The organism is Psychromonas sp. KJ10-2, assembly GCF_047323255.1.
Taxonomy (GTDB): Bacteria; Pseudomonadota; Gammaproteobacteria; order Enterobacterales; family Psychromonadaceae; genus Psychromonas.
The window spans coordinates 2476266-2490510 of record NZ_CP178827.1 but is presented as its reverse complement, the minus strand read 5'-3'; the positions used below and the strand labels follow the sequence as shown (position 1 = coordinate 2490510).

Annotated in this window: 12 protein-coding genes and 1 pseudogene; 6 read left to right on the top strand and 7 right to left on the bottom strand. The window is 39.1% G+C overall.

Annotation, left to right across the window (positions count from 1 at the left end; translation table 11 throughout):
• The first annotated feature begins 5 nt into the window (after positions 1-5).
• Positions 6-1665 (top strand): annotated as a pseudogene (gene ushA, locus ACLKL2_RS11965) (bifunctional UDP-sugar hydrolase/5'-nucleotidase UshA).
• 98 nt (positions 1666-1763) lie between these two features.
• Here ushA and mutM read toward each other — a convergent pair.
• The 5 genes from mutM to radC form a co-directional block, all read right to left on the bottom strand.
• Positions 1764-2576 (bottom strand): bifunctional DNA-formamidopyrimidine glycosylase/DNA-(apurinic or apyrimidinic site) lyase, encoded by an 813-nt coding sequence (mutM, locus tag ACLKL2_RS11960; protein WP_113820087.1) that lies wholly within the window; start codon positions 2574-2576, stop codon positions 1764-1766.
• A gap of 240 nt (positions 2577-2816) precedes the next feature.
• Positions 2817-3128 carry a hypothetical protein gene (locus ACLKL2_RS11955; protein WP_413691835.1) on the bottom strand — a complete coding sequence of 104 codons (312 nt, stop codon included), beginning with the start codon at positions 3126-3128 and terminating at the stop codon, positions 2817-2819.
• A gap of 69 nt (positions 3129-3197) precedes the next feature.
• Positions 3198-3353: a 50S ribosomal protein L33 gene (rpmG, locus tag ACLKL2_RS11950; RefSeq protein WP_025562982.1), complete on the bottom strand. Its 156-nt coding sequence runs from the start codon at positions 3351-3353 to the stop codon at positions 3198-3200.
• Between the two features lie 11 nt (positions 3354-3364).
• Positions 3365-3601 (bottom strand): 50S ribosomal protein L28, encoded by a 237-nt coding sequence (gene rpmB / locus ACLKL2_RS11945; protein WP_113820089.1) that lies wholly within the window; start codon positions 3599-3601, stop codon positions 3365-3367.
• Between the two features lie 136 nt (positions 3602-3737).
• On the bottom strand, positions 3738-4415 hold the full coding sequence (radC, locus tag ACLKL2_RS11940) for a RadC family protein (protein ID WP_113820090.1): 678 nt from the start codon (positions 4413-4415) through the stop codon (positions 3738-3740).
• A gap of 126 nt (positions 4416-4541) precedes the next feature.
• Here radC and coaBC point away from each other — a divergent pair, with 126 nt between their 5' ends.
• The 4 genes from coaBC (at position 4542) to ACLKL2_RS11920 (ending at position 8418) form a co-directional block, all read left to right on the top strand.
• Positions 4542-5753, top strand: a complete 1212-nt coding sequence (gene coaBC / locus ACLKL2_RS11935) for a bifunctional phosphopantothenoylcysteine decarboxylase/phosphopantothenate--cysteine ligase CoaBC (protein ID WP_413694311.1) — start codon at positions 4542-4544, stop codon at positions 5751-5753.
• A 220-nt stretch (positions 5754-5973) separates the two neighbouring features.
• Entirely contained in the window at positions 5974-6576 is a 603-nt protein-coding gene (gene slmA, locus ACLKL2_RS11930) for a nucleoid occlusion factor SlmA (RefSeq protein WP_413691833.1), read from the top strand.
• Positions 6577-6587: 11 nt separating this feature from the next.
• The gene (locus ACLKL2_RS11925) at positions 6588-7463 is read left to right on the top strand and encodes a mechanosensitive ion channel domain-containing protein (protein ID WP_113820093.1); all 876 of its coding nucleotides are present in this window, start codon (positions 6588-6590) and stop codon (positions 7461-7463) included.
• 241 nt (positions 7464-7704) lie between these two features.
• Positions 7705-8418: a FadR/GntR family transcriptional regulator gene (locus tag ACLKL2_RS11920; RefSeq protein ID WP_113820094.1), complete on the top strand. Its 714-nt coding sequence runs from the start codon at positions 7705-7707 to the stop codon at positions 8416-8418.
• 75 nt (positions 8419-8493) lie between these two features.
• Here the strand turns inward: ACLKL2_RS11920 and ACLKL2_RS11915 are convergent, their stop codons facing one another.
• Positions 8494-10641 (bottom strand): heparinase II/III domain-containing protein, encoded by a 2148-nt coding sequence (locus ACLKL2_RS11915; RefSeq protein WP_413691832.1) that lies wholly within the window; start codon positions 10639-10641, stop codon positions 8494-8496.
• A gap of 2 nt (positions 10642-10643) precedes the next feature.
• Positions 10644-12752, bottom strand: a complete 2109-nt coding sequence (locus ACLKL2_RS11910) for a heparinase II/III domain-containing protein (protein WP_413691830.1) — start codon at positions 12750-12752, stop codon at positions 10644-10646.
• Positions 12753-13304: 552 nt separating this feature from the next.
• Between ACLKL2_RS11910 and ACLKL2_RS11905 the strand changes: the two genes are divergently transcribed.
• Positions 13305-14240: a sugar kinase gene (locus ACLKL2_RS11905; protein WP_113820097.1), complete on the top strand. Its 936-nt coding sequence runs from the start codon at positions 13305-13307 to the stop codon at positions 14238-14240.
• Positions 14241-14245: the final 5 nt, after the last annotated feature.

The window sequence follows — 14245 nt, the reverse complement described above, 5'->3', positions numbered from 1 at the left end:
TAATAATGAGAATAATAACAAAAACACTCTTACTTAGCGCACTTAGCTTTTCTTTGCTGGGATGTAGTACCGTTGTCGATAAAACCCGGGAACAGGATAAGGTTTACAATATCACTGTGCTTCATACTAATGACCATCATGGTCGTTTTTGGCAAAACCGCTATGGCGAGTACGGTATGGCGGCACGTAAAACCTTAATCGATAGCATTAGAAATGAAGTGGAAGATGCTGGTGGTAGTGTGTTGTTATTATCAGGTGGTGATATCAATACCGGTGTACCTGAGTCTGATTTACAAAATGCAGAGCCTGATTTTAAAGGCATGAGTTTAATTGGTTACGATGCGATGGCCATTGGTAACCACGAGTTTGATAATCCACTAGCGATTTTAAAACAGCAGGAAGAGTGGGCTAATTTCCCGTTATTATCAGCGAACATCTACGATAAAAAAACCAATACTCGTCTATTCCAGCCTTATCAGATGTTTGACCTAGGTGGTGTAAAAACCGCAGTGATAGGTTTAACAACAGAAGACACCGCTAAAGTGGGGAATCCTGAATATGTTGCAGGAATTGATTTTAAAGACCCAACCACTGAAGCGAGAAAAGTGATTGCTGAAGTTGAAAGAAATGAACATCCAGACCTTATATTTGCTGTGACACATATGGGTCACTACCAAAATGCATTTTATGGTGTCAATGCACCAGGTGATGTGACATTAGCACGTGCAGTTACCGGAAGGTGCGTTAGATATGATCGTAGGTGGTCATTCTCAGGAGCCAGTTTGTATGGAAGGGCCTAATGTCGTTGATACCGAGTTTAAACCGGGTGATGACTGTGTGCCTGATAAACAAAACGGCACTTACATTATGCAAGCGCATGAATGGGGTAAATATGTAGGACGTGCTGATTACCAATTTAAAAATGGTGTGTTAACACTGGTTAATTACCGTCTTATTCCTGTCAACCTAGTGAAAAAAGTGAAAGTAAACGGTGAATCAAAACGTGTACTAGTCGAAGATAAAATAGAGCAAGACCCAAGTCTATTAGCCTTCTTAACGCCTTTCCAAGAAAATGGTCAAGCTGAATTAGGCAATGCTGTCGCGGAAAGTGATGCGAAGTTAGAAGGGGATCGTAATAAGGTTCGTTTCCAACAAACTAACCTAGGTCGTTTAGTGGCTAAGGCCCAAAAAGAACGTGCTAAAGCAGACTTTGGTGTGGTTAACTCTGGCGGTGTGCGTGATTCTATTGAAGCAGGCACAATCACTTATAAAGATGTGTTGAAAGTACAACCTTTTGGTAATCAATTAACTTATGTTGATATGAGTGGTAAAGAGATCCTTGAGTACCTTAATGCAGTGGCGACTAAACCAGTTGATACCGGTGCTTATGCACAATTTTACGGTATTAGCATGACAGTGGGTAAAACGGCTGTTAGCAAGGTTAAAGTCAATGGTAAAAATCTTGATTTAACAGAGCAATACCGTTTCTCTATCCCAAGCTTTAATGCCGCTGGGGGTGATGGATACCCAAATATTACTGCACACCCAGGTTTTGTAAATACAGGTTTTGTGGATGCTGAAGTATTAAAAGAATACCTAGAGTCACACTCACCACTTAAGGTTGAAGAGTACCAGCCTGCAGGGGAAATGATTTATCAAAACTAATTTTGTTATTTAATAGCGGCTAGTAATCGTTATTGATTAATATTACCAAATAAAAGCCTAGTAACTGAGTTGTTACTAGGCTTTTTTGTTGGTATTGATCAGCGTTGACAGTTTGGGCAGTACACACTGTTTCGTGCAGCTAACTTAACTGAGGTTAATGGTGTTTCACAACTTGGGCATAATTCACCAGTTTTGCCATACACATGCAAGGTTTGCTGGAAGTAACCGGGTTTACCATCACCACCAACAAAGTCCTTCAATGTTGTGCCACCTTGTTTAATGGCTTCGGTTAATATCTCTTTAATCGCAGCAACTAAAACCTGATAGCGTTTTAAGCTGATATTGTTGGCTGCTCTTACAGGGCTGATACCCGCTTTAAATAAAGCTTCAGTAGCATAAATATTGCCTACACCCGTCACTACCTTTTGTTCCATAATGAACTGCTTAACGGGTAGTTTTCTATTTTTGCCTAACTCATAGAGTAATGCGGCACTAAATTCATCGGAAAGAGGTTCTGGCCCTAAGATACTGAGTAATGGACTCTCTTCAGGTTGTTCACCTAACCATAAAATAGCACCGAAGCGCCTCGGGTCTGTGTAACGTAATAGGCAATGTTCAAATTCAAAATCAACATGGTCATGTTTTTGTGGGGCAGTCCCTAACTCACAAATACGTAAATTACCGGACATGCCTAAATGAATTAATAAAGTACCAGTAGCAAAACGCAATAATAGATATTTCGCGCGGCGATCAACGGCTAACAAGGTTTTCTGCTCTAATAACGATGGTAATTCTTTTGGTATTGGCCAACGTAATTGATGGTGGCGTAGGGTTATCTTTTTAACCGTTTGCTTAACAATATGTGGGCTAATACCACGACGGCTAGTTTCTACCTCTGGTAACTCTGGCATGTTTATCTCTTCATTTATTTAATAGTCATCCACGCAACAATAGCTTACTAGGCTTAATTAGTTAACTGTGTTTTTCAGCAAAAGTTAGCTGGATAATAGATCATCTACCAATAAGCGCGGTGAGTTTATCAAGGGGCAAAGCTAAGTAAGTGTCTTCATTAACTTGTAAAATGTACTGGCCATCCTGTTGCTGGTGGAGTTGCACGATAATAGGCTGTTGTTGCTCAATAACAAAAAACTTTAAGATAAAGTTGGAGGGGGTAATGATTGGATATTTAACACGTCTAAGGGAAGCGCTTGCCAATTATCTACAATACTTTGTAGGTTTTCATTAGACAGGTTAATACTCGGCTCTCTTTTCCATTCTCGGCCTGTGCGTGTCATCACGAAGTCGGGTGTTTGTATTTCAACAATAGTGAAGTCAGGAGAGATAACAGGGCGTTGCTGCGTTGTATTTGAAAAATTAAGCTGTTGGCGGAAATTGAAAATGAAGATAATAAGTAATACGCCAAAGATAAGTACATTGTTCCAACCTTTTTTGGATAAGCGCATAAGCATTCCTTTTTCTTCAGGTATAAAAAAACCCAGTATAAACTGGGTTTTTTCAAGGTGAAATCAAAATTACTTGATTTTGCCTTCTTTGTAGATAACGTGTTTACGTACTACAGGATCAAACTTTTTGATCTCAAACTTTTCAGGCATGTTCTTTTTATTCTTATCAGTAGTATAAAAATGACCAGTACCAGCGCTTGAATTTAAACGAATTTTATCACGCATTTTTAAGCTCCTTAAACTTTAACGCCATTAGCACGGATATCAGTTAAAACTGAATCAATACCTTTTTTGTCGATGATGCGCATACCTTTAGTAGATAGGCGTAATTTAACAAAACGGTTCTCACTCTCAACCCAAAAACGGTGTGTTTGTAGGTTAGGTAAGAAACGACGTCGTGTACGGTTCTTTGCGTGTGATACATTGTTACCAACAGCTGGACGCTTGCCTGTAACTTGACATACTCTAGACATGTCGAAATTCTCCAAAAATATTAGTTTTACTCGAGCAAAATAGTCGAACACCTTTTTTAGCCGTCGCCAAAGGCGTCGAGGGCGCATTTTATACATCATTAAGATTAAAAGATCAACAAATGTGAAAATAAATGCCCTAAATCCACCCTTTTTCGGCAAATGAGGTGTATTTTCCATCACCAATGATGAAATGGTCTAATATTTTAACATCAATTAATTGCAGTGTATTCACAAGTTTTTCAGTAATATTTTTATCCGATTGACTGGCCGTTGGATCACCTGAAGGGTGATTATGGACAAGAATAATTGCAGCAGCATTTTCCTGTAATACTTTTTGTACAATAACTCTTGGATGAACATTTGCACTATTGATGGTGCCGAAGAAAAACTCGTGAAAGCGAATAACACGATGTTGGCTATCTAATAATAACCCAGCAAACACTTCATAAGGATAATCACGCATTTTTGCACTTAAAAATTGTTGTGTTTGTGCTGCACTGGTTAAAGGGTCTCCTTTCATTAATGGTTCTTGTAGGTAACGACGAGACATTTCTAACACGGCTTGCAATTGTACATATTTTGCTTGTCCCAAACCTCTGTGGGTACAAAACTCACTTTCACAGGCAGAGAAAAGTGATCGTAAAGAACCAAAGTCGGTTAATAGCTGTCGCGATAGGGTGACCACATCAACACCTTGACAGCCAGTGCGTAAGAAAATAGCCAATAATTCACTATCGGTTAGGCTACCAGCACCTTGCTGGATCAGTTTTTCTCGTGGTCTTTCTTGTTTTGGCCATTGCTTAATTGATACCAAAGCTGACCTCCTTGATCAATATACAGAGTCTTAAATCTAGTTGAACTTGTACTTATTGCGTAACCTTTTTATGGTATTGTTAGTTTCTTTTTTTATCTACTTTTCCGAGAATCTTATGTCGTCAATATTATCCCTTGCAGGGAAAAAATATTATTAGGTGTTTGTGGTGGTATTGCTGCTTACAAAAGTGCAGAGCTAACCCGTCGCTTAATGGAGCAAGGTGCAGAAGTACGTGTTGTGATGACGGCTTCTGCAAAGCAGTTTATTACCCCTTTAACCATGCAAGCTGTATCTGGCCATGTTATTTATGATGATCTCTTAGATCCACAAGCAGAAGCGGGAATGGGACATATTGAACTCGCTAAGTGGGCTGATTTAATTTTAATCGCGCCAGCAACTGCCAATGCCATTGCGCGCTTACGTGCGGGAATGGCCGATGAATTGTTAACCACGTTGTGTTTAGCAACACCTTCTCCTATTGCGATTGCACCTGCAATGAACCAACAAATGTATTTAGCGGCAGCAACACAGGAGAACTTAACTGTGTTAGCTGAACGTGGCGTATCGATATGGGGGCCAGGGCAAGGCATTCAGGCCTGCGGTGATATTGGTCCAGGTCGTTTATTAGATGTCCCTGATTTAGTTACATGCTGTTGTGATTTTTTTGCGCCTAAAGCGCAAACGTTAGCAGGTGTAAATGTAGTGATTACTGCTGGACCTACACAAGAAGCGATTGATCCTGTACGTTATATTAGTAACCATAGCTCTGGTAAAATGGGGTTTTCGCTAGCGAATGCGGCGCTTAATATGGGGGCTACAGTGACGGTGATTGCGGGGCCAGTTAATTTAACATTACCAAATAGTATTCACCGTATTGATGTTAAAAGTGCAATGGATATGCATCAGGCAGCCTTAGCGTCACTAGACTCAGCGGATATCTTTATTGCTTGTGCAGCAGTTGCAGATTATCGCACTGAAAATATTCATACAGAAAAGATGAAAAAACAAACTGACACTGATTCAATCACATTAACTTTAGTGAAAAACCCAGATATTATTGCCGATGTTGCGAGTGCTGCTAACCGACCTTTTTGTGTTGGGTTTGCCGCAGAAACTAATGATGTGGAAGCTTATGCAAAGGGTAAGTTACAGCGTAAAAACTTAGATCTTATTGCTGCAAATGATGTTTCTGTTGGGACACAAGGCTTTAATAGCGACAATAACGCATTAACGGTTTTTGCTAAAGATAAGCGTTTTGATATTGGCTTAACCAGTAAAAAAGAGGTTGCTAAGCAATTACTTACAATCATTGCAAAAGAGTATCAGCAGCGCTCATAAGATCATATGCATGACATAAATTAACAGTAGTATCTGCTCGCTAATTATTTAGCAATAGATAATACATGGTGAGTTTTTATAGCTACTTATTTTAAATTAATACTATTTATATTGAATCATTAACGCTCAGTGAGTGCTTAATCAGTGTTTTAGTATCACAACTGGAGACCAGCTTTGCGGACTCAGGAAAACAACAACGATAACAAAGGAAGTTATTAAGATGGTTGCAAAAAATAATAATAAAAAAGCCAATAGAAAGGATGATATTTTAAGTGCTTTAGCGATTATGTTAGAAGGAAAGCCAGGACAACGCATTACTACCGCAAAATTGGCTGCAGAAGTAGGTGTATCTGAAGCGGCTTTATATCGCCACTTTCCAAGTAAAGCGCGTATGTTCGAAGGGTTAATTGACTTCACAGAAACAACGGTTTTTACTCAGATCAATTTGATCAAAGAACAGCAAAAAGACACTTTTGTACGTATTGAACATATCGTCCATTTCTTATTAGGCTTTTCTGAAAGAAACCCTGGTATCACCCGCATTTTAAGTGGGGATGCTTTAGTCGGGGAAAATGAACGATTACAATTACGCATCGAACATGTTTTTTCTAAGTTGGAAACACAATTAAAACAAACATTACGTGAAAGGCCAACTTCTGATGGACAAAAGTTCACCACAGATGAAGGTATATTAGCGAACTTATTATTATCTTATGTAGAAGGGCGAATGAGTCAGTTTGTTCGTTCTCAATTCAAACAAAGACCAACACAACATTTTAAAAACCAATGGCAGTTTTTCTATAAACAGCTAACACAAAGTTAAGGAGTAATACAATGTCAGAAGAAAGTGGAGCGGTAAATGCTGTTGCCGAAGCTATCGAGAAAAACGTAGATATCCTCAGTAATAGTGTCACTTGGTTTGCGGATAACCAAGATCTTATTATTAGTTATGCGTTAAATATTATCTTTGCTGTTGTCACCCTGATTATAGGGATGATGGTGGCGCGTTTTGTTGCAGGTACATTGCATAAAATATTAGGTAAACGTGGTTTTGATAGCACCATAGTCGACTTTGTTACACGCATGGTGCGTTACATCATTGTTGCCTTTGTTATTATCGCCTCTCTCAGTAAATTAGGCGTAGAGACAACCTCATTTGTTGCCATCATTGGTGCTGCTGGTTTAGCGGTAGGTTTAGCATTACAAGGTTCACTATCTAACTTTGCTTCTGGTATCTTGATTATTGCATTACGTCCTTTCAAAGCCGGTGAATATATTGAAGCAGCTGGAACAGCTGGGGTGGTTGAGTCAGTTCAAATTTTCTCAACAACTTTAACTAGCCCAGATAATAAGTTTGTTGTTGTACCTAATTCTGCGATTTTAGGTGGTAACATTATCAATTACTCTCGTAAACCAACACGCCGTATCGATTTAGTGGTTGGGGTAAGCTACAACGCTGATTTAGCGCAAACTAAAGCGGTATTAGAATCTGTATTGAATAATACGAAAGGCATTTTATCGTCACCTGCACCAACGATAGCGGTCGCTGAATTAGCTGACTCAAGTGTTAACCTAGTGGTTCGTCCATGGGTAAATGGTGGTGATTATTGGCCAATTCGTTTTGAGTTAATGGAATCTATCAAAAATGCATTGGATGAAGCGGGTATAGAAATTCCATTCCCACAAATGGATGTACACATGGATAAATAGGTCTCGGCCTTGTTAGCTCAAGAAACCAGCCTTTGTGCTGGTTTTTTTGTTTTTATATGATCCTCATCCTATTAAAACCGGTTTTGAATTCAAAAAAGCCTTCCTAGCTCTCTATAAAAAAATATTTTATAATTTAAAATCATAAACATAAGTGATTGTTAATTGAGCTGTTAGTTGTTTGTATCTAAGCCCTTATAATTATCATATAATAGCGATTGATTTTGATATTTGAAGAGACATTATGCATAACCCATTCATACAAATTTCTGGTTCGAAGCGTAGTTTACATGTCCAAGTGGCGCGTGAGATTGCGAGAAAAATATTATCTGGTGAAGTTGCTCAGAATGAAATTATTCCTAGTGAAATGGTATTATGCGAGCAGTTTAGTGTAAGCCGAACCGCCTTACGTGAGGCGATTAAACTACTAACCTCAAAAGGTCTATTAGAATCTAAGCCTAAAGTTGGAACGCGTGTTAAAAGTCGTGATAACTGGAATTTCTTAGATGCGCAATTATTAGATTGGGTGATTGATTTAGGTGATAACGCATTTGTATACCAAGAGTTTCTTGCTCTGCGTAAAGCGATTGAGCCAGAAGCGGCGGCTTTAGCGGCACAGAATGCAACTGCTCAACAGCGTATTCTATTATCTGCTACTTTCCAACAAATGGATTACGTGTCTAAAAACTTCGATGCTAAACAATGGATGGAAGTGGATATGGAGTTTCACCGTTTAGTCTTCCTTTCAACGGGTAATAGCTTTTATCTGCCTTTTGCTAATGTGCTATGTACTATGTTTAAAAGCTTTATTAGTCATTCATCTGAAAAGGGTGGCACTTGTATTGGCGAACATAGAGCTATTTACTCAGCTATTATGGCTGGTGATGCGGAAAAAGCGCGTGAAGCCAATAAACGTTTATTAGATACAACAAATCATCGTTTACCCACGAGTAATTAATTTTTCTTAAGTAGTAAATGAAAAAGCCGCGCTCAGTGAAAACTTAGCGCGGCTTTTTGTTAGCGGTCATTCGAATTAGAGGATAGCCACAGGGCCTGTCCAAGTAATCTGCTCACCATTGATAGTCACGTTAGCATCAGTTGTAGCATTCACTCCAACTTGATTGTTTACACATACTGTTAGTTGTTTTTGGTTGCTTAAGTGAATCGCTACTACTGATGTATTATCATCACTTTGAAGTACTTCTACGGACTCCACTAACCCACGCGCATTTAAGCTTGCTTCAACAGCTTCGTTAAAATAACCGTGTGTTTCATAAACATTAGCAAATAAGTGGTTAGCGGCTTTCTGACGAAGAATAAATAGGGGTTCATTACGTAAGTTGAAATCAGGATCATTTGCGCCGGTACGCGCAAAGATAAACTCGCTATTTTCATTGGCACTACTGATCAATGAATAATAAGTGTTACCCATTAACCAGGTAGTTAAAGAAGATTTCTCTACTTTACCTTGTCCTAAGTTCCATAAATGCTGATAACCGAATGCGTCACCTAAAGTATTAAGGCTTTTATTCGCTTCATAATCAAAGTTATTGCGAATGATTTGCCCTTGGTAATGCACTGGGTAGTCGTAACTATGTTCTTCTTCACTGATTAAGCGGAAGAGGTCGATGATCAATGGTTTCTCAAAGCCTTCAATTTCAGCCATAATCACCGTTCGTTGTTGATCAACACCTGAATAGTAATCACGTGCATAAGCACTCATAGCTTGAAGTTGTTGGTCATCCAATAAGGTGAAGTGTTGTTCGCCAAAGTGCTGTTGGGCAATAGAAGTTGTCCCTTGGTTTTGGCTGACTTGGTCAACAACTACCGTGTTATGTGCAATGGTTTGCTTGCAGTAGCTAGTATTTTCGGGAATATAACGACCACCAAATTTAGGCTCGATATTTACCCAACGTCCGTAGCCATAATCATTAATGAACTCTTGGTTATTGTTAAATAGGCTAAGGTGTAATCCATCAAAGTGTCCATGGTCTAAAGCTGAGTGTAATTTGGCATCGCTACCGTGTTGACCGTACCAAAGTAAAGCCATGCTATCGTCGGCTTGTGTGTCTCGGTGACGCAAAATAGTCACACCACCACATTCACCTTCAGCACCATCACTTAAACTTAAGCTGCCCCAGTTAAAGTTAGGGACTTCAGTATTATCTTGTAGAGCATTAGATAAGGTTGCACCGGTATTATGCACCCAGACTTTACCTTGATGCTTCGCCATGGCTAATAAGGTTGCATTTTGCTCGTAACGATCGAAACAGATATTCGTCGCCAATAAAATACCTAGATCTTTGATATCCATGGTACGTGAGGAGTCATTTAGTGCAGGTAAGGTACCATTCGGGAAAGCTGTCGACATCACTGCATAGGCGGTGGTTTTGATCACTTCATCTTTTAATTGATAGATACCAATTTCAGGTTGGCGACGCTCAATGGTTTCAGCAAATAGGAAGATAGGACGCAGTGAAAAACGATGGTAATAAGGCCCTTCCATATAATAACCATCAGGTGAGAACAGTTGCGTTAATTGTGCAATAAAACCGCCAGAAACACTGTCGCCTTTTAAACCATAGATAGCTTTATCTACCGTTGCTTGATCGTTAATTGCGTATGCACAAATACCTGCACTCGCCACTGACCATAAACCATGATTATGAATAATATCAAAATTCTCAGCGTAGGTTTCAACAAACATTTCGAGCATTACTTTGAATAGATCATTTTCAATCAGTTGTTGTTGCCCTTCACTCAATTTGTGACGAATACAAGAGTAAGCGCAGGATGAATATAACATCCACATATTTTCATTGAGTGTTTGATGAAATAGACGACCAGGCTTGTTGGAGTCTCGGCTAATGTTTAGCTCTCGGTGCTTATAAACCTTTGCATATTCAATTAACATAGTGGTTGCGTAATCAAGGTAACGCTGATCTTCAGTGATCAGATACAAACGGCCTGCTAGGTCTAAATGAATATAGTTTTGTTTATGACGGTTATGTTCATAACCGCCAGCTTCACCGTGTCCTGGGATTTCTATACCAATAGGCATGTAATCTTCAAGCGCATCAATCTCTTCTTTAATAGATAGACCGATCAACGAGTCGCTACCGACATGTTGACGTAATTCTGCTGCTTGCTCATAGCTCATTAAAAGGGGTTGATAACTCATGCTTAAGACCTCTTACTTTCTACAACTAAGAAACCTGTCCAGCTGTACGATTGATTGTTAAATTCGATGGTTGTTTGACTTGTTTCTGTGGCATCTTTAGCGTTATTGATCATTACGGTTAACGCGATATCTTCACCTAACACTTCGATTACAGAGGCTTGTTCATTAAAGCCAATAATATTAATGGTGTGTATCTTTCCGCGTGCATCTAAACTCGCCTCAACTGACTCATTGAAGTAACCATGTGTTTCGATAACATTAGCGAATAGGCTATTTTTTGCTTGTCGACGAAGAATTAAGCTAGTTTCACTGCGTAAGTTAAAGTCAGGATCATTAGCGCCAGTACGGGTAAAGAATAGAGTATCATCAGCGCTACTTGCACTTAACCAAGTGTAATAGCTGCTGCCTTGTAACCAACTTACTAAGTTAGTGTTTTGGCCTTTTCCTTCACTGACATTCCAAAGGTGTTGGTAACCGGCATCATCACCCATAGGATTGAGCGTAGAATGTTGTTTATGTTCAACATTAGTGCGGATGATTTGGCCTTGGTATTGCAGTGAATAATCATACTGATGGTCTTTATCACTGCTTAATCGGAATAAATCTAACAACAATGGCTGTGTTAATTGTTGATGTTCAATTAACACCAATGAACGCTGTTGCTCAACACCTGGGTAAAAGTCTTCAGCAAAGGCACTCATCGCTTGTATTTTTCCTTCACCGATAAAGAAGTGCGGAATACCATGTTTGCTATCAGCAAGCTCAACATCAAAGTCATTCTGACAACCCGCATCAACGGAGACTAGGTTGTGGGCGATTGTTTGGCGTGCATAGGATTTGTTTTCATCAAGGTATCGACCACCGAATTTAGGTTCAATGTTCACCCAACGACCAAAGCCATAATCGCGCAATACTTCTTGATCATTATTAAAGTAAGTCATACCTAAAGTATCAAAGTGACCATGGCCCATGCCGTGTTGGCCATAGTTCATCACTAATTGGCTGATGTCGCCTTGTGAATTTTGCATACGGATAAAGCCTTGTGCGCCTTTATCTCCATCTGGCCCTTCATTTAATTCAACACTTGGTAAGCAAGGCACTTCAACGGATGCTTGTGCTTGGTAAGCTTGAGATAAAGCAACACCGCAACCACTGATCCAAATTTGCTCTTGGATGTTGGCAATGCCATATAGGTTAGTGTCTTCTGGGTAATGCTTCGCATATAAGCTGACGGCAATCACTACGCCTTCATCTTTAATATCCATACTTTTTGATGCATCGTTTAATGATGGGAATACACCATTAGGGTAAGCCGTTGATAATAAAGATTGGATAGTTTTACCAATCACCTGATTTTTAAAGTTAAAAATATCTAATTCAGGGCGGAAACGTTGTGTTAACTCAGCTAATAAACACAAAGGACGAATCGCATAACGATGGTAATAAGGTCCTTCAATGTAATAACCTGAAGGTGCAAATAAATTACTTAACTGCGCAAGAAATCCACCTTGGATATCATCGCCCGCTAAACCATGTAAGGCTAAATCAATATACTTTTCTTGTCCTATGGCTGCACCGCATGCTGCTGTTGCGGCAACCGCCCATACACCGTGATTATGAATACGATCAAAATCAAAGTGATACTTGACTGTTGCTACCTCTAACATAGGTTCAAATAACTGTTTCACAATATGCTGACGTTGTGCTTCCGTTAACCAGTGTTTAATACAGCTATAGCCTAGGCTCGAATATAACAACCAAACATGTTCATTGAGCATTTGGTGGAATAAACGACCCGGTGGGTTGGTATTACGCTGCTCTTGAAACCCTAGTACTAAGTACTTGTCCGCATATTGCGTTAATAACGCTGCTGCAAACTGTGCATATTTATCTTCACCAGTAATCAGAAATAAACGGCCAGCTTGTTCAATATATTTATAGTTTTGTTGGTGTTTATTATGCGCATAGCCACCGGCTGGGCTATGCCCAGGTACGTCTATTGGTAAGGTTAGGTATTTATCGGTATCTTTGATTAAAGCATCTAAACTACGGCCCATTAGACTGGTTTTTCCTAGCTCCTGCTGAATGGCTTCAACTTCTTGCTGATTCATCAGAACAGCGTTAACAGTGGAGAGCATTATGACCTCGCTACATATAAAGTGGATAAAAATTGCTTAATAAAGTAATACAAATAAACCTTAAAATCACTTTAATTTTTTAATTTTTAAGGATGACCTCTCTATTTTTAGATTTTAAATAACACTAAAAAAGCTAAAGCCTTTTATAATCTCACTGCTTCAACCAGCGATTTACTTTGCTTTTTATTCTTTATCTACCATAAGCACCTAGGCGGGTTGGCTGAATATGTTCCAGCTTACTTAATGTTTATATAGGATAATTTTTTGATTGTGATGTCGGTGGATGATCTAGATCACACATAGTGTCTTTTTGTATTACAAATTGAGTTGTGTGATGTACAATTTTTAACTTATAAATTGTATCAATAAGATGTAAATGCATTGTGACCGTTTAGTGTGTTGATGCTGCAATTGATCTTAATACCGCGCTTTATACCGAGTGCATCAAGCGACGCTATTCGCTGCAACAGATTGAGATAGTTAAGTACAAAGACAATGAATCCATTTTTAGAATAGAGGTAGCAAATGGCTAATTTCAATATCGCTTTGATCGGCGAATGTATGATTGAATTACAGGAAGTAAATGGCGTTTTACGTAGAAGTTTTGGCGGAGATACTCTAAATACAGCTGTATATTTGTCACGTTTAACATCAGGTAAAGATGTTAATGTTAGTTATGTAACTGCCTTAGGTGAAGACAATATAAGCCAAGAAATGATCGATGCTTGGAACAAAGAAGGCATTGATGCACAATTTGTACAACGCTCCGCAACCAGACAACCTGGTTTATATATGGTTGAAACCGATGAAACAGGTGAGCGTAGTTTTTTATATTGGCGTGATGCTGCCGCTGCTAAATTTTGGCTCGAAACAGCAAGTGATGAATATATTGAATCGTTATTAAAACAAGATGTTATTTACCTTTCAGGCATTAGTTTAGCGATATTACCACCTGCTAGCCGTGAAAAGCTTTATGATCTATTAGCTCGTTATAAAGCAGCTGGTGGTAAAGTTTATTTCGATAATAACTATCGTCCGAAGTTGTGGGATTCTGCTGAACAGGCTGCTGAAGGATTTAAACGTATCCTAGCTGTTACGCATACGGGGTTATTAACATTTGATGACGAACAAGCTTTATTTGGTGATACAGACGTTGAGCAATGTATTGAGCGTACCCGTGCATTAGGCGTGCAAGAAATTGTTATCAAACAAGGTGGCAGTGAATGTTTGATCATTACTGCTGATGATTCAATTAGTGTTGCTGCACAAAAAATAGCACCTGAAAAGGTTATCGATACCACAGCTGCGGGTGATTCATTTGCTGCTGGTTATTTATCAAAACGAACTTTAGGTGGAACAACAGTGGCTTCTGCTGAAAAAGCACACCAAGTAGCAAGTACTGTGATACAGCATAAAGGTGCAATTATTGATATGGAATATATTGCCCCATTTGTAGATTAATCATT

What these genes read in the sequence shown, in the direction of transcription:
- mutM (WP_113820087.1), bottom strand. Translation starts at nt 2,576, where the DNA reads ATGCCAGAGTTACCAGAGGTAGAAACTAGCCGTCGTGGTATTAGCCCA.
- ACLKL2_RS11955 (WP_413691835.1), bottom strand. Translation starts at nt 3,128, where the DNA reads ATGCGCTTATCCAAAAAAGGTTGGAACAATGTACTTATCTTTGGCGTA.
- rpmG (WP_025562982.1), bottom strand. Translation starts at nt 3,353, where the DNA reads ATGCGTGATAAAATTCGTTTAAATTCAAGCGCTGGTACTGGTCATTTT.
- rpmB (WP_113820089.1), bottom strand. Translation starts at nt 3,601, where the DNA reads ATGTCTAGAGTATGTCAAGTTACAGGCAAGCGTCCAGCTGTTGGTAAC.
- slmA (WP_413691833.1), top strand. Translation starts at nt 5,974, where the DNA reads ATGGTTGCAAAAAATAATAATAAAAAAGCCAATAGAAAGGATGATATT.
- ACLKL2_RS11925 (WP_113820093.1), top strand. Translation starts at nt 6,588, where the DNA reads ATGTCAGAAGAAAGTGGAGCGGTAAATGCTGTTGCCGAAGCTATCGAG.
- ACLKL2_RS11920 (WP_113820094.1), top strand. Translation starts at nt 7,705, where the DNA reads ATGCATAACCCATTCATACAAATTTCTGGTTCGAAGCGTAGTTTACAT.
- ACLKL2_RS11915 (WP_413691832.1), bottom strand. Translation starts at nt 10,641, where the DNA reads ATGAGTTATCAACCCCTTTTAATGAGCTATGAGCAAGCAGCAGAATTA.
- ACLKL2_RS11910 (WP_413691830.1), bottom strand. Translation starts at nt 12,752, where the DNA reads ATGAATCAGCAAGAAGTTGAAGCCATTCAGCAGGAGCTAGGAAAAACC.
- ACLKL2_RS11905 (WP_113820097.1), top strand. Translation starts at nt 13,305, where the DNA reads ATGGCTAATTTCAATATCGCTTTGATCGGCGAATGTATGATTGAATTA.